Source organism: Candidatus Bipolaricaulis anaerobius (assembly GCF_900465355.1).
Taxonomy (GTDB): Bacteria; Bipolaricaulota; Bipolaricaulia; order Bipolaricaulales; family Bipolaricaulaceae; genus Bipolaricaulis; species Bipolaricaulis anaerobius.
Genome location: NZ_LS483254.1, coordinates 219,110 through 234,381, shown reverse-complemented (window position 1 = coordinate 234,381; position 15,272 = coordinate 219,110). Strand labels below are relative to the sequence as shown.

The following is a 15,272-nucleotide window of genomic DNA, read 5'->3' as shown; positions in this document are numbered from 1 at the left end:
TCCTCCACTCACATCGGGATGTACGCCAGGAGATCGGTCATCGACTCGTGGCGGTGAATGCGGCGAATCGCGTCCGCGAAGAACTCGGCCACCGAAACGATCTCAATCTGGGGGGCCCTGCGGACCTCGTCGCGGGGGGCAATGGTATCGGTCACCAACACCCGCTGCAACTGGGGCGTGTCGAGGACCCGCAGCGCATCGCCGGCGAACACCCCGTGGGTGCAGGCGGCGAACACCTCCTTCGCCCCGCTCCTTGTGAGTTCCTCCGCCGCCGTCACGAGCGTCCGCCCGCTGGCGAGGATATCGTCCACGAGGAGCACGTTGCGGCCCCGTACCTTCCCGATCACGTCCTTCACCACCACGCCCTTCCCCTCTTCGTCGCGCTGCATCACGACCACGGCCAGAGGAAGCTCCCCATCGCCCTGAAGCTCCCCCAACCGCTTCGCCATCCGCCGCGCCCGCCATACCCCGCCGAGGTCGGGGGAGGCGACCGTGAGCTTGTTCAGCCAGTCGTGATGGTGATCGTAGATGTACTTGGCGAGCATCCGGTCCGACCGCAGGTGATCGAGGGGCACGGAGAAGAAACCTTGGATTTGTCCAGCATGGAGGTCCATCGTCAGCACCCGGTCCACCCCCGCCACCTCGAGGAGGTCGGCCACGAGTCGGGCCGAGATCGGGACCCTCCCCGTCATCTTCCGGTCCTGACGAGCATAGCCGAGGTAGGGGATCACGGCACAGATCTCGCGGCAGGAAGCCCGCCGCAGCGCGTCCACCAGGATGAGGAGCTCCATCAGGTGGTCGTTCACCGGGGGCGAGGTCGGCTGGACGACGAACACATCCTTCCCCCGGACCGTCTGCCGGATCTGCACGCTGACCTCTCCATCGGGGAACCGGCCCGGAGCGTAGCTCGGGCCGTCCTGGCCCGGGGCATCGGCCTCGCACAGCTCGACCCCGAGGATCTCCGCGATGCGGCGGGCGAGCGGCAGGTTCGCCCTCCCGGAAAGGATCCGAACATCTTCCACTCCCTTCTTCCTAGGCATGGCCTCCCTCTTCGGCGGGGCGCGCCCACCCCGGCGTCACGGCCTCGCGGGCCCGCCCGAGGGCGAGGGCGTAGGGGGGGACATCGTGCGTGATCACTGAACCCGCCCCCACCACCGCTCCCTCCCCGATCCGGACCGGCGCGACGAGGGATACGTTGCTGCCGATGAATGCCCGCGGGCCGACCTCGGTGCGGAACTTCTCCCTGCGCCCGGGCTGGAAGTTGCAGGTGATGGCCCCGGCCCCGATGTTCGCCCCCGCCCCGACCTCGGCATCCCCGATGTACGCGAGGTGCCCGGCCTTGACCCCGTCCCCAAGCGTGGCTGCCTTGACCTCGACGAAGTTCCCAACCTTGGCCCCCCTCCCGATCCGCGACCCCGGCCGGAGGTGGGCATAGGGGCCGATCCTTGCCTCCGGCCCCACCTCCGCCCCCTCAACCACGGAGTACCACACCTGCGCCTCCTCCCCGACGCGGGAATCGATGAGGTAAGCATTCGGACCAACGGTGCACCCCGGTCCGATCACGGTGCGCCCGAGGAGGTGGGTGCCGGGGTGGAGGACCGTGTCCTCCCCCACCGCCGCATCGAGGGACGGATAGACCGCAGAGGGGTCCGTCACCGTAACCCCATCCCGCATCCACGCCGTGAGGATCCTCTCCCGGACGAGGCGTTCGAGCAGGGCAAGATCAGCCCGATCGTTCACCCCCAAGAGGTCGTCCGCGTCCGGCCAGGGAAGGGCAGCGGCCGTCCCCTCTTCGGCAAAACGGGCTACGAGGTCGGTGAGGTAAAGCTCTCCCTTCACATTGGCGGTGGAGAGCCCCCCGAGCGCTTCCCACACCGCGGGGGCGTTCTCCAGGCACCAGATCCCGGAGTTGAGCTCACGAACCGCCCGTTCTTCTGGGGTCGCATCCCCCGCCTCCACGATCCGCAGCGGTTTTCCATCTTCGCCCCGCACCACCCGGCCGTAGGGGCCGGGCGCGGCGGGCTCCATCGTGAGGAAGGAGACCGTGGCGTTGCGTTCCCGATGGAACCGGACGAGCGCGCGCAGGGCCTCCGGGGGGACGAGCGGGACATCGCCGGGGAGGACGAGGAACGTGCCCGCGGCCACCGCCTCCCGCGCCGCGAGGACGGCGTGGCCCGTGCCGCGGGGCTCCCCTTGGTCCACAAACATAACCCCTCGCTCCGCGAACGCGGCCCGCACCGCGTCGCCGCCGTGGCCCACCACGACCACGACCCGCTGTGGGGAAAGGGAGAACGCCGTGCGGAGGACGTGTTCGAGGAGGGGGAGGCCAGCGAGAGAATGGAGGACCTTCGGGCGGTGGGAACGCATGCGCATCCCCTTGCCCGCCGCCAGGACCACGACATCGAGCGAGTCGTCCATCAACCGCTTCGACTATAGCCTCCGCGCGCTCATCCCGCAAAAGCCAAGAGGATCAACCCGGCGGCGCGCCGCGCTCGAGGTCGATCACGGTGTCGCAGCGGTCGCACACCAGGGGGTCGTGGGAGAACGCGACTACCGTAACCCCGGGGAAGTTCGTGCGGATGTGGTCGAGAACCGTAGCTGCGGTGCGCTCGTCGAGGAACGCGGTCGGCTCGTCGAGGAGGAGCAGGGGGGCCTCCCGGAGGAACCCCCGCAGGACCCCGAGCCGCTTCCGCTCCCCTCCCGAGAGCTCGGAGAGCTTGGCCGAAGCGAGGTCGCGGGCGAAAAGGTCCTGAACGAAGTCGTCCAGGCCCAGCTTCCGCGCCACCTCGCGGATCCTCTCCTCCGGCGCTCCGAGGACATCCGCCAGGCTCCCGCCCGCGCTCACGAACTTCGGCTCCTGCTCTACCACCGCTACCATCCCCACCCGCTCGGGGAGGGGGATCTCCGTCACGTCCCGCCCGAACAGAAACACCTTCTCCGGCGGAACAGGGTACAGGCCGAGGATCAGGTTGAGGAGGGTACTCTTCCCGAGTCCGCTCCGCCCAACGACGGCCGTCATCCGGCCCCGCTCCACCCGAAGCGAGAGCCCGCGGAAGACGGACATCCCGCCCACGGAGAAGTCAAGGTCCCGCACCTCGACCGCGTACGGATGATCGGGCACCGTCGTCGGGACCTGAGGTTCTTCCACCGTCCATTGTTCAGGCCAGGAGAGGACCTCCTGCACCCGCCCGAGCGAGACGAGGGCCGGCTCGATCTCGGCGGCGAACCCGGACATGAAGCCCACGAACACGTACAGCCAGTTTATGTACTGGCTGAAGGCGACCAGGGTCCCCACCGTGGCCTCCCCGCGGAAGATGAGCCAGGCCCCGGTGAGTATCACCGCCACCTCCGAGCCGACAGTGATCAGGGTTGTGAACCCGCCCTGAAAGAGGAGGGTCAGCTTGTACAGGGCGAACCCCTCCCGCAGGTAGGCCCCGAGGGCCCGGGAGAAGCGGTCCATCACCCCGCGCAGGCCGGCCTGAACGCGCACCGAGTAGAGGGCGCCCAAGCCCTCCTCGGCCGTAGCGACGTACCGCGCCTCGGCCTCCTGGCGCCGGATGGCGAGAGCGGGGGCTCGCTTCCCGTAGAGGCGGAACCCCACCGTGTACACGGCGACGAACGCGACAGCGATCGCCGCGAGCAGCGGGGCCATGGCGAACATGAGGGAAAGCACGATCACCACGAGCACGATGTGCCCGACGAGCTCGGCCACGTTTTTCACGATGAGGGGCGAGGCGCGCGGCACGTCGCTCGTCAGCCTCTGCAGCGCCTCGCCGGCCTTCGTCTTCAACGCCTGTTCGTAGGGCGCAGTGTGGAACCTACGGTACATCGCCAGCTGCACGTCCTGTTCCACCTTGAGCTCGAGGCGCCGCGTGGCGTAGCCCCGAGTGTAGAGGAGGACCACCTGGGCGATCTCCGTGCCCAGGAACACCGCGATCCAGAGGGCAAACAGCCGCGGGTCGAGGACGGTCACGGCGTCGATCACCCGCTTAAAGAAGAAGGGAAGGATCCCGCTCAACGCGAAGAAGAGGAGGTGCAACGTGAACGCGAGACCCCACAGCGCGCGGTACCGGAACACGTGTTCCCGCCAGAACTCAAGAACACGACGCAGCCGTTCTCTCATGGTTCTTCGCTCCGGTACCGCCCAGGATGGGACAGCACCACGTCCCGGACCTCCTTGGCCCGCCGCAGGCGCATCCCGAGGATGTACCCGAGGCCTCGTTCCTCCAGCCCCCGGATCACGGCGTCGCTCACCATCCCCCGGTCGGCGACGAAGCACACCTCCTGGAGAGCGAACCGCTCCCGCGCTCGGTCCACCACCGGCAAGAGCGCCCGCACATCCGTCTGGTTCCCCCGGTACACCTCGCAGCTGATCGGGCGCCCGTCACCGGACAGAAGTGCTCCCACCACCACCTGGTTGAGCTCCGGCCGGTGATCCCGAGAGTGCCCCCGCGCTCCCAGCTCGCCCCCCTCCCCGTGGAAGTAGAGGCTCGTCGTGTCAAAGAACACGATCCTGAGGTCCGTGAACAAGTCGCGGTTCCTCGCGAAGAGCTTCTCCTCGATCCGGTCTTTGCCCTCCCCCAGGAACCGCATCGCCCGGTACAGGTGGTAGAGCGCCAGGGAGTCCGATCCGGGACGGCCACGTCCCGCAGGAACCGTACCGCCTGACGGTCGGACCCGGACTCAAACAGGCGGTGCACGACGCTGGCAAACACCGCCCGAGCGACCGCAGAAGGACCTCAAGCTGCCCGCTCTCCTGCAACCGATCCAACCTCCCCAAGCTCGCCACGGTCCGCTGGCGGGTAGCTCCCTCCTCCCAGCAGTTCTCCACGAGCTGGAGGTAGACGTGCGGCCTAACCTTCTTCTGGCGGATGAACATCCTCGATCACCTACCACCTCCACAGTAGTGAGAACAACAGACGATGCCAAGACCTACGGCACATACCCTGGCACCAGGTTCTGGCATCTCGTCACCCTGCGGTGCGATCCCGTCTGCGTTCTAGCCCCTGACAGCGCCGGGAACTGTAGAAGATGGGTCATACGCCACCGCCGTGTCTCGCAGGGCTTCTTCGTTGCCTACCAAGGCGACTCTCCGCCCCGGCGTGATTGTCCACTCTGCCCAGCGTGGTATCTCATTGCCAGGGTCGGCAAGAAAGTCAACATGAGGATCGCCCCGGCAGCGATGAAAGTCAGTTCTGACCGAAACCCATACAATGCCCCCCCTGCAAGGGGTCCTACTATGAACATCGCATTCCACAACGTTTCCAGGCTTCCGAATAGAGTGGCTCGCATACGATCGTTCGATAGCCTAGCCACCGCTGTCTCATACCCTATCCCGTGGAACGCACCTAGCGATCCCGAGACTACTACTGCCGCAACGGCAAGATCCGCGCACTTTGTCACGCCCGCAAGCATTACCCACCCGCCGGCGACCACATTCCCAGTTATCAGAGCAAGGAAGGGACCGCGTCTGTCCACCAACCACCCAGCGGGGAGCACTAGGGTAGCTTGGAGAAGGGGGATCGCTGAGAAGACACCGCCGAGAACTGCTAGCGAAACCCCGTGACCTTCCTCGAGCAGGGGCGCGAAGTAGTTGCCACCAATTCCATGGCCAAGGCCGTTCCCCACAACAAGAAGAAGCAGCGGAGCCAGACCGAGTAGGCCAAGCTGACCGACGGAGCGGAACGTGTTCACGAAGTGTCCGACTAACCGCTCTCCGTCTCGAGCAGATTGTGAAGGCAGCGTCTCGCGCACACAGAACAGCAGCAGCGTGCTGCTCAGGGCGAAAAGGATGAGCATGAAGGCGCCCGCCACCACGCTCCGTTGATAGATGACGCCTAGGGCCGCTGATCCAAGACTGCGGAACAGCAGAGAAGAGCTGCTGAGCAACGAAAAGGCTCGCCCCACATGGCGGGGCTCTACCGACTCCACAAGCAGGGCGGAAGAAGCGCCGGGAGAGATCCCACTCATCCCGTAAGCGAACAACACTGCAATGAAAAGAGCAGCCCGGCTCAAGGCCCCCCCCACGAACATCGAGGCCAGCAGGAGACACGCCCCGCATACGTACATCAGCCGAGAGAAGAGAAGGATCGGTCTTCTTCCCCATCTGTCAGCCATCGCGCCACCGACGAACGACATCACTGTGTCATCAACATTCGCGACTGCGAACGCTACCCCTAGAAACAGCGGGCCCCCAGCACGCAGCAAGAGGATGGGGAACAGCCATGTCAGCGGTCCACGCATGAAGGACAATAGGCACGAGGAGACAACCAGAGTGCGCACATTCTTCGAGCGCAGGATGAGGGAATAATCCCCAAGGGCTCTACGCACGGGGTTGCCTCGCACCGCCTTGGCTCGCATCCAGAAGCAATGCACTCTTTCGCAGCATCTCCTCGAATCTGGTGCTCACAAGGCAGAATGCACTCTCGATGCCGTGATCAAGGAATGTTCGGAAGATCAAGTTCACGCTCCCCTTGAGGAACTCGCAGTAGGGCGATCTGCCGTCCAGGTTGCCTGACAGACTCTGAACAGCAGCTGGGCAGTTCGCCCCGCAGATCATCCGGTACTCGCAGGATATGCATCCTTTTACTCGTTCAACATACCTGGCGCGAAGCCGCTTACAGGGAGGAGCATCGAGCACTTCGGCCATAGGGTCAGAGAAGATGTTGCCACAGCGGAACTCCTCATGCCCCACAAACTCAGAACACGGGTAGACGTAGCCTGCAGGGTCAATGACGTACATGAATCTTCCTGCGCCGCAAGGCGTCATATGGCAGTAGAGCACCCGCATGTTCGATGTGACGAGCGCAACGACAAGCGATTCGATGTTATCGACAACGAAACGGCGAGCTCCCGGTACAGTATTGAGCCGTACTAGCTCATTGATCAACCCTCTGTAGCCTGCAAGGAGATCTTCGGTCTTTGGCATGAGCAGAGCGGCTGCGGGATTCGCTGGTGAAACAGGGTTAAACAGAGCCGACCGGATGCCCATTCCATACAGAAAGCGCAGCATCTCGGCCAGATAGCCAACATTGTGTCTGGTGATCGTAACGATCACGCCATTCCATTCGAAATCCCTGAACAGGCTGATGTTACGCACTACATCATCAAACGTGCTGCCCCCATTGGAGTACTGACGACACCTATCGTTCACTTCCGCTGTGTGACCGTCGAGCGAAAGACTAACATGAACATTCCTCTCCTTGATGAAGTCTGCATCCCCTTGAGTCAGGAGCGTGGCGTTCGTCTGAATCCCGAACTCAACATCACGCCAGTACCTGTCGATCACCGGGAAGATTGAATCCCTGGCCAAGAGAGGTTCACCACCATGAAAGATGATCCTCTTCATGCCTCCCTTCTCCTCTACCCATGAGAGTACCTTACGCACAACCCGATCAACGTCGTCACGGCTCATAACCAAGGGTCGCTTGCGGTACGCTTCCGGTATGTAGCAGTACGCACACCGCATATTGCATACTGCTGTCGGATGGAGCTCTATCATGTCAACGAGATGGGAGGTCCTCATTCGCTCAGTGTCTTGCTTTAGATCATCTTGAAGCTCGCTATAGGTATCGCTCAACAGCCTGTGAGCCTGTTTGAGCTGCTTCGACTCTGCAATCACCCAAAGCAAGGTCTCTGGCTCCAACACCACAGAAGCACCCTCGCCTAGAGAGATCGTCCGAAAGTCTGTCATGCCCATGGCAGACACCCACCCTTTCAGTGCAGAGCCCAACCTGGGGTCCTTTGGCGGCGCACTGAGGCCCCAGGCTGGGCATCCCAGACAACTCAGTCTGGACTGGCGTGACAATGGTGCCCGTGGCCGTGTCCGGTCATGGCTACGGGCTGCCCCGGATCTTGCCGTTCAGGGGTTGTCACTCTCAGCTTGAGTGCCACCATTCCGATCACCCCCTTACTTGCAGCTGGCACTAGCGTATGGCGGTGTGCTCCTCAGCGGGAATCAGCTGGCTGAACGATTCCGTTCGTCTAGGCGAACGACGGCGTTCGCCGAGGCGAATGTAGAGGGCGAAGAGCAGTCTGGAACAAGAGTTCTTCCGCGAGCAGGACATTCGTCAGCTGAGCTGGCGCAGGTGCTCCAGGTCCGAGAGGAAGACCCTCGGCCACACAACTTCGATCAACCCCTTGGCACGCAGCAGCTGGAGTTCCTTGCAGGTCGCTTGTCGGCTTGCTCCGATCATCTCCGCCAGGTCCCGAAGCGAAAGAGGAATATCGATCCGCACCCCACCTCCCTCCGCTGCCCCGTGCTCCTCCCCGAGTTCTAGGAGCACCCGCACCAGGCGTTGCCGGGTGCCGGCGTAGGCGAGATCCACCAGCCGCCGCACGAGACGGCCCTGCTCATGGGCAAGTCGGTGGTGGGCGGCAAGCAGCGCTTCAGGGTACCGTCGTCCAACCAGATCATTCCTCGAACAAGTCCCGACTCGGCTCCGTCCCGCTGGTTGCCGAGGAGAGTCTCTTGTGGGCAGGCGCGAAGCTCCCTATACTGCCGCCGATCATCCATGCGCATCTTCTCAGGCATCCAGCCAACAGGGGAGCTCCACATCGGGAACTACTTCGGGGCGATCGAGCGCTGGGTCGAGCTCCAGCAGGGAAACGAGTGTATCTACTGTATCGCCGACTACCACGCTCTCACCAACGAGGACACGGTGCCCGCCGAGCTCCGCACGGCGCGGCGGGAGCTCGCCCTCGACCTCGTCGCGTGCGGGATCGACCCTGAGCGGTCTGTCCTCTATGTCCAGTCCGCCGTCCCGGAGCACACGGAGCTATGCTGGATCCTGGGCTGTGTCGCCTCGTACGGGGACCTGACGCGGATGACCCAGTTCAAAGAGAAGGCCGCGGAGCAGGAGTTCATCAACGGTGGCCTGTTCTACTATCCGGTCCTCCAGGCAGCGGACATCCTCCTCTACCGCGCCGACCACGTCCCGGTGGGGGAGGACCAGGTCCAGCACCTGGAGGAGGCGCGGCGGATCGCGCGGCGGTTCAACTTCCGGTTCGGGGGAACATTCCCCGAACCGGAGCCGATCCTCGGTGAGGGGGCGCGGATCATGTCCCTCGCCGACCCGGAGCGGAAGATGAGCAAGTCCGCCGGGCCCGACCACTACATCGGCCTCATGGAGCCGGAGGAAAGCATCCGCAAGAAGGTCCGCTCGGCGGTGACTGACGTCGGGCTCACCCCGGGCCAGGGGATGTCCCCCGGTGTCGCCAACCTGTTCTCCCTCCATGCCGATGGAACCACGCGGAATGCAGATGCGATCACTAACTCACCGCGCGGGCCGGTTCGCGAGCCACCCTGCGATCGCGGGGCGTTCCGGGTGCGATGGGGTCCCCGAGGTCTACCGGTCCCTCCAGCGGAGGGCGATGTCCCCGTTGTCGGTCGAGATCTCGATCCGCGCCGTGGCCCCCTCTCCCAGGGTACCGCGAGCCGAGGCCCCTTCGTCGTCGGTCTCCACCACCAGCGGAAGGTCGCAGTCGAGGTCCCCCGAGCTCGCCTCCGCCTCCATCACGCATCGGCTGCCGCGGGGAAGACAGACCGCGACGTCGCCCGAGTCCGTATACACCCTCCACCGTGCCCCGTCGGGCACGGCCGAGGCGAGGCTGACGTCCCCCGAGTCCACGCTCAGTTCCAGCTCAGGGCCGAGATCGGCCAACGCCACGTCCCCCGAGTCGACCACCGCTCGGACAGGTCCCCGGACGTCGCACAGATCGAGGTCACCGCTGTCTATGTCGAACCATGCTCTCCCGCGGAGCTGACCTCCTTCCGCATCCCCGCTGTCCACCTGCACCTCGAGGTCGCCCTCGATCCGCGCCACCTCGACATCGCCCGAACCGAGCTTCGCCACGACCGGCCCCCGTAACCCAACGATCTTCACGTCCCCGGAGTCCACCTCCACCTGAACCTCCGTATCGACAGGCGCCTCGATCCAGTAGTCAGCGGCCACCGAGCAGTTGTCCCGCTCGAGCCGCGAGGGGAGGTCGCCGATCCGGAGGGTGGAACCGATCTGCTCGACCGGTGGATGACGCTCGATCTCCTCCAGCACCTCCCGGACCTCATCGCGAGGTCCTGAGACCCAGATCCGGCCCCGGACGCGAACAACGTCATCAGCTCCTTCCCGCACGGCCACGTCGCCGCTCTCGGTGCGCACCTCCAGCCGCACGTGCCCGGTCACGGGCAGGCTCCGTTCGAACGTCCGCTTCACCCTATGGAGGATCTCCCACATTTCCTCTCCCTCCTCGACGCCTCCGGCGCCTGTCAACAACCCCATGCTGCGTTCCGGTTCGGGGGTGCAGAAGTGCGCGACCGTCTCCGGATCCAGCGCCTTCAGTCCCTATCGACACTTCTCAGGCCAACGGGCGGTCGCCGCGCCAGTCCAGCCCGCGTTGGACAAGGATCACCGTGATGAAGATGAACCCGACAAGGATGACTATGGGTTGGTATATCCGCTCCGTGGGATGCCCGAACGCGGCGCGCAACAGCCGTGCCACGTGCGTGGTGGGAAGGAACGGCGCCGTGTAGCGAAGGAAGGTCGGCAACACATCCTCGGGCATGTACACTGGAGCGAAAAACACAAGGATTGGATCGACAACCTGGGTGAGGATACCCGCGATCTGGCCGCTGCGGCTGTAGAACCCAATCATTGCCCCCACCCCAGCCAGAGAGAACCCCCCGAGCACGAACGTCGCAACGAAGAGAGCTGGGTTCACAATCCGCAACCGGAAGGCCAGCATGGAGATGGTCAGAAGGATAAGGGACGAAGGCACGCACAAAAGCAACGCGTTCAGGTTGAGCCCAAAGATGAACGAGAGTTTCGAGATGGGAAGGGAAGCGTAGTAGTCGAACACTCGGTGGGCCTTCATGCTCCCGATCCTCTGCCCCAACGATAGCCCTGCTTGGAGGGAAACGGCGTTGGTGATGCTACCGGTGACGATGTAGAGGATCCGCTCCGGCGTAGACTCGCCGAACAGGAGTAGGAAGCCCATGATCGAGAGCGGGAAGAAGCTGATCATGACCACAGACCATACCCACATGTGCCGGACCTCGAACATCCGGCTGACGAACACTAGCCAGCTATCCACCACGAGTTTCCTCGTTTTGGTCCACACCCGTTTCATCCCCACTCCTTCCCCACGGTCTGCACATAGACGTCCTCCAAGGTCGGGGGGACGACCCGCAGGTCGCTTACCGCGCCTGAGGGGAAACGGTCGTACACAGCACGGATCACCGCCTCCACGTTCTCCCGGGCCGTCTGGAGCAAGAGGGTGTTCCGCTTCGCGGGGAGCCTCTCGCAGCCTGCGAACGTCGGCAGCTCGTGATTGTTGAGGGGCTCCGCCAGAGCAACCTCCACCCGAACCTGACCTTCCAGCCCCGCCTTGAGCTCGCCGGGCGTACCCGAGGCGACGATGCGCCCTGCATCCACGATCACCACCCGGTGCACCACGTGCTCCGCCTCGTGCACGTTGTGGGTAACGAGGAGCACGGTGGTCCCTTCTCGACTGTTCACCTCCCACAGGTAGTCCCAGAAGGCGCGCCGGTGCAGGGGATCGAGATCGTTCGTCGGCTCGTCCAGGATCAGGATCGGCCGGTTTCCCATGAACACCGATAACAGCGCCACGAACCGCGCCTGCCCGAAGCTGAGGCGGGACAGGGTCTTCCCCGCCAGGTTCCCTAGATTGAACTTACCCAGCAACGAATACGCCTGGCTGTTCGCCTCTCTTGACGTGAGCCCTCGCAATCGGCCCGTAATCGCCAAGAGCTCGCGCGGCTTCAGGTACCAGAAGTACGAGGTCTCCTGAGCAAAGTAGGCCACGTGATTTGTGGCTATCGTGGGCTCACGGACGAGATCGTTGTCGAACAGCCGAATCTGGCCCGCGGTAGGACGGAGGAGGCCCATCAGCTGTCGCACGAGCGTCGTCTTGCCCGCGCCGTTGGGGCCGAAGATCCCCACGATCTCCCCTGTGGCGATGCAAAGGTCGATGCGGTCGTTGGCGAGCACCTCCTTCGGCCCGGGGTACCGCTTTGTCAGCCCTGCCACCTCATACGCCACCGCCATGTCTCACCCCTCCGCTGCTGCGCTCTGCTCGGGAGCAGCCTCCCTCGGACCTGCGCCCCTAAAACGGAACCACTTCGAGGGCCGATTTCGACTAAGACCTTTGGGTGGATCCCCTCGTCTTCCAGGTACGCCATCGGCGCTCGGTAGCCAAGTCCCGAGTGCCGCCGTTCCTGGTTGTAGTACAGCATCTGCCGGTCAATGACCCACTCCAGCTCCTCCAGGGTCGCCGCCTCGGAGAGGAGTGAACCGTTCTCCACCTTGAAGTGGCCCCACAACGACTCGATCCACGGGTTGTCCCGCGCACCCCGCTCAGCGTAGGACACCCGCGCTCGGTCCCGGATGAGGAGCGTCTGCAACCAGTCGTAGCTTGTGTACACCGCGTCGTGGTCGTGGTGCACGATCACCCCCTCCGTTCCCCGGCCGACGTGAGCCAACGCTTCCTTCACCGTTTCCCAGCAGCGCAGGGCCAGGCTGCGGTCTGCCGAGGACCCCACCGCCCACCCCGGCACCCACGCACTCCCCACATCCACCATCGCCATCAGGTGCGCCTTCTTCGTTCCCCCAGCGTACCGGATCTCCGTGAAGTCCGTCGACAGTGCCTCCAGCGGCTCCATCTCCCTTCCCTGTACCAGATCGAGCTTCCCTCGGCCCGTCCTGAGGATCTGCCGCACCCCGCTCGGCCAGGGGCGGGCCACCTTCCGAGGCAGAGCCAGATCCCAGGTGCCAAGCAGCCTCCGCAGCCGCTTGTGGTTCACCCGCTCCCCGGTCCGCTCCCGCAGCTCGACCTGGATCCTCCGGTACCCGTACGCCGGATGCTCCCGCACCACGGATAGCACCTCCGCTTTCAGCTTCTCGTCCGCTGCGGGCACTGCCGGACGGCACTGGTGGCGATGCCAGGTCCCCTTCGATACCCCCAGGGCACGCAGGCATCGGTTGAGCCCGTGCTTCCCACGGTGCACCTCCACCAGCTCGATCTTCTTGTCCACCGTCAGCGCCCCTTCAAGAAATTTGTGAGAAGCGCAATCTCCACTTCCTTCTGGCCGACTACCCGCTCCAGATCCGCAATCCTCTTCTCGTACCCCTTGACCTCCTCTGTGCCCCCGAACACCTCCGGTCCACGCTGGAGGAACTGCCTCTTCCAGTTGGACAGCGTCACTGGGTGGATCCCGTACGCCCGGGCCACCTGAGCCTCCCCGCCTTTTCCTTCAGCCTTCAGGGATTCCAACACCACCTGGAACTTGAACGCCGAACTGTACCTGCCGTTCTGCGTGCTCACCTCACCCCTCCTCTCTTCCCAGGGGAGAATACACCCGAAGGTCGGTCGTCGGTCGTTAGTCGTCCTGGTGGTCCCGCTTCAGGGGCGCACCCCGCTCTCGTGCACGAGCTGCTTCTCAAACAGGGCGCGGTACCCGTGGCAGCGCGCAAGGAGTTCTCCATGCGCGCCCTTACAGACGACGGGTCCCCCTTCCAGGAGGTAGATCCGGTCAGCCATGTAGATCGTAGAAAGGCGGTGAGCGACCACGATCAACGTTGCCCCAAGGCCCCTCCTTACAGAAAAGGACACTCTTCCCCCTCTGCGTTGCTCAGGCTTCGAGCGTCACGGCGGTCTGAACGAGATCATCGCCGCAGCTTTGCCAGAGTCGCGCTCGGTGCTCTTTCAACGACAAGACGACCGCTCCAAACCGCTCCACACCCGTTAGCTCCATGACACAGCGAGCGACTCTTCGTTCTGTCTTGTCATCTAGCTCAGAGAACGCCGCTGTCACGGCTACATGGGTATGAACCATGAACAGAACCGTCCCCGTCTCCTTGGCGTGGCGACACGCCCAGATTAGGCAGAGTGGGTCTGAAGTAATGGCATCACGTGCCTGGCGGAGGAGTCGATTGTCGGGAACCGGTATGAACTCGCAACAGGCGAAACGCCCTGTCTCGCCGAGGGGCCGTACGAACATGAAACCCATCTGCTCCCGGCCCTTGCCTGGCCGGCAGGCGTCAACTGCCCAGTTCAGCACGGGCCGTGCCTTCACCACGACGTAGCAGCAATTTCGAACCGAGTTCTCCAAATCCACGCTCCGATGCCCACCAGAGTCACCAGCAAGCCTGTAGCAAGAAACGTCCCTTCGATCCCCGCCACTCTCACCGCTTGACCAACCAAGGCCAACGAGGCTGGCGTACTAGCACCTGCCAGAGTCATGAAGACGGTCATCGTCCGGGCCCGGCGGTCATCAGGCGTGGACAACTGCAGCGCAGTGAAAACCGGTATGTTGACGATAGGCAGGCATATACCCACGACTGCCCAAAGGATGCACGCCACCCAGAGAGAAGGCGAAAATGATAGAGAAGCGAGCAGCGCTCCGAGAACACCGATGCCCACTCCGAGCCATGCCCCTACTGTCATCCGTCTGCCGAAACGCCCTACAACGAGAGCACCGATAAGGGAGCCCACGGTCATCGCCGCCTTCATGTACCCGTATCCTGAAGCTCCCGCCTCCAACACCGTAGACGCGTAGAACGGCATCAAAACGAAGATTGGTCCAGCAATAAGCAGGTTCGTTACCAAACCTACGAGCATCAACCACCTGACAGCTCTACTGCGCAGCGCCTGCCTTAAGCCGTTCCAGAACTCCACGGCAAAGACCCTCCCAGTAAGCCGCCTACCCTTGCTCCCTCCGCCTCCGTACCGAACATCAGCAATGAGAGCGAACAACCCTGCGCCTGCGAGAAACAGCGTTGAGGTAATCCCAGCAGCTCCAGCAATCCCCGTGGCAGCAATGATGAGCCCGGCCAAGCCCTGCGCAGCGATCGGGGTGCCCGTACGTATGCCCTCAAGCCAGGAGTTAGCTGTCATCACCCTCTCTCTATCCACGAGATTCGGGATCACTGCCGTGCTGGCGGCTCCGCCTAGAACCTGGATAAACGAGTCGAGAACGCCAACTGCCAGCAGGTGCCAGGGTGTTAGCACCCCCAGCCGATAGAAGAGGAAGACGCTGGCCACGACGCTCCCTCGCGCTACCTTCGAGAAGACGATCAGCTTCTTCCGGCTCCAGCGGTCGGCCAACACGCCGGCGAAAGCCGCACTCAGCGCTACAGGTAGCTGAATCGCAGCCGCGACCCCCCCGACTACAGCAGCAGAACCCGTTGCCTCCATAATGTGCCAGATCACAGCCATCTCAAACAAGGAGTCACCGAACAACGTCAAAGAAGAAGCGG

15 protein-coding genes and 1 pseudogene are annotated in these 15,272 nt (G+C 63.7%); 1 reads left to right on the top strand and 15 read right to left on the bottom strand.

What is annotated here, in order from left to right; genetic code table 11:
* Positions 1–8: 8 nt before the first annotated feature.
* The 7 genes from BARAN1_RS01135 to BARAN1_RS01105 all read right to left on the bottom strand — a co-directional run bounded on the left by BARAN1_RS01135 (position 9) and on the right by BARAN1_RS01105 (position 8,339).
* Positions 9–1,040, bottom strand: coding sequence for a ribose-phosphate diphosphokinase (locus tag BARAN1_RS01135; RefSeq protein WP_122030511.1), 1,032 nt, complete (start codon positions 1,038–1,040; stop codon positions 9–11).
* Positions 1,033–2,418 (bottom strand): bifunctional UDP-N-acetylglucosamine diphosphorylase/glucosamine-1-phosphate N-acetyltransferase GlmU, encoded by a 1,386-nt coding sequence (gene glmU, locus BARAN1_RS01130; protein ID WP_122030510.1) that lies wholly within the window; start codon positions 2,416–2,418, stop codon positions 1,033–1,035. Before glmU ends, BARAN1_RS01135 begins: the two co-directional genes overlap by 8 nt.
* A gap of 52 nt (positions 2,419–2,470) precedes the next feature.
* The gene (locus tag BARAN1_RS01125; protein WP_122030509.1) at positions 2,471–4,123 is read right to left on the bottom strand and encodes an ABC transporter ATP-binding protein; all 1,653 of its coding nucleotides are present in this window, start codon (positions 4,121–4,123) and stop codon (positions 2,471–2,473) included.
* Positions 4,120–4,593 (bottom strand): IS1634 family transposase, encoded by a 474-nt coding sequence (locus BARAN1_RS01120; RefSeq protein WP_122030508.1) that lies wholly within the window; start codon positions 4,591–4,593, stop codon positions 4,120–4,122. Before BARAN1_RS01120 ends, BARAN1_RS01125 begins: the two co-directional genes overlap by 4 nt.
* Positions 4,594–5,076: 483 nt before the next feature.
* Positions 5,077–6,243: an MFS transporter gene (locus BARAN1_RS01115; protein WP_231944306.1), complete on the bottom strand. Its 1,167-nt coding sequence runs from the start codon at positions 6,241–6,243 to the stop codon at positions 5,077–5,079.
* A 79-nt stretch (positions 6,244–6,322) separates the two neighbouring features.
* Positions 6,323–7,699, bottom strand: a complete 1,377-nt coding sequence (locus BARAN1_RS01110; RefSeq protein ID WP_122030506.1) for a radical SAM/SPASM domain-containing protein — start codon at positions 7,697–7,699, stop codon at positions 6,323–6,325.
* A gap of 370 nt (positions 7,700–8,069) precedes the next feature.
* Positions 8,070–8,339, bottom strand: coding sequence for a helix-turn-helix domain-containing protein (locus BARAN1_RS01105; protein ID WP_157959360.1), 270 nt, complete (start codon positions 8,337–8,339; stop codon positions 8,070–8,072).
* A gap of 15 nt (positions 8,340–8,354) precedes the next feature.
* Here BARAN1_RS01105 and trpS point away from each other — a divergent pair.
* Positions 8,355–9,173 (top strand): annotated as a pseudogene (gene trpS, locus BARAN1_RS06840) (tryptophan--tRNA ligase); the annotation flags it as partial.
* A gap of 174 nt (positions 9,174–9,347) precedes the next feature.
* Here trpS and BARAN1_RS06835 read toward each other — a convergent pair.
* The 8 genes from BARAN1_RS06835 to BARAN1_RS01065 form a co-directional block, all read right to left on the bottom strand.
* A complete protein-coding gene (locus BARAN1_RS06835) occupies positions 9,348–10,232 on the bottom strand; it encodes a DUF4097 family beta strand repeat-containing protein (protein ID WP_420196463.1) in 885 nt (294 codons plus the stop codon).
* Between the two features lie 121 nt (positions 10,233–10,353).
* A complete protein-coding gene (locus BARAN1_RS01090; RefSeq protein WP_157959359.1) occupies positions 10,354–11,124 on the bottom strand; it encodes an ABC transporter permease in 771 nt (256 codons plus the stop codon).
* Positions 11,121–12,062: an ABC transporter ATP-binding protein gene (locus BARAN1_RS01085; protein ID WP_122030503.1), complete on the bottom strand. Its 942-nt coding sequence runs from the start codon at positions 12,060–12,062 to the stop codon at positions 11,121–11,123. Before BARAN1_RS01085 ends, BARAN1_RS01090 begins: the two co-directional genes overlap by 4 nt.
* Positions 12,032–13,048: a DDE-type integrase/transposase/recombinase gene (locus tag BARAN1_RS01080; RefSeq protein ID WP_157959358.1), complete on the bottom strand. Its 1,017-nt coding sequence runs from the start codon at positions 13,046–13,048 to the stop codon at positions 12,032–12,034. The genes BARAN1_RS01085 and BARAN1_RS01080 overlap by 31 nt, the downstream gene beginning before the upstream one ends.
* Before the next feature lie 2 nt (positions 13,049–13,050).
* A complete protein-coding gene (locus BARAN1_RS01075; protein ID WP_122030501.1) occupies positions 13,051–13,338 on the bottom strand; it encodes a transposase in 288 nt (95 codons plus the stop codon).
* A 78-nt stretch (positions 13,339–13,416) separates the two neighbouring features.
* Positions 13,417–13,554 carry a hypothetical protein gene (locus tag BARAN1_RS06480; RefSeq protein ID WP_157959357.1) on the bottom strand — a complete coding sequence of 46 codons (138 nt, stop codon included), beginning with the start codon at positions 13,552–13,554 and terminating at the stop codon, positions 13,417–13,419.
* A gap of 91 nt (positions 13,555–13,645) precedes the next feature.
* Positions 13,646–14,014, bottom strand: a complete 369-nt coding sequence (locus BARAN1_RS06830) for a Mov34/MPN/PAD-1 family protein (RefSeq protein WP_420196462.1) — start codon at positions 14,012–14,014, stop codon at positions 13,646–13,648.
* A gap of 71 nt (positions 14,015–14,085) precedes the next feature.
* Positions 14,086–15,231: an MFS transporter gene (locus tag BARAN1_RS01065; protein WP_231944269.1), complete on the bottom strand. Its 1,146-nt coding sequence runs from the start codon at positions 15,229–15,231 to the stop codon at positions 14,086–14,088.
* Between the last annotated feature and the right edge of the window lie 41 nt (positions 15,232–15,272).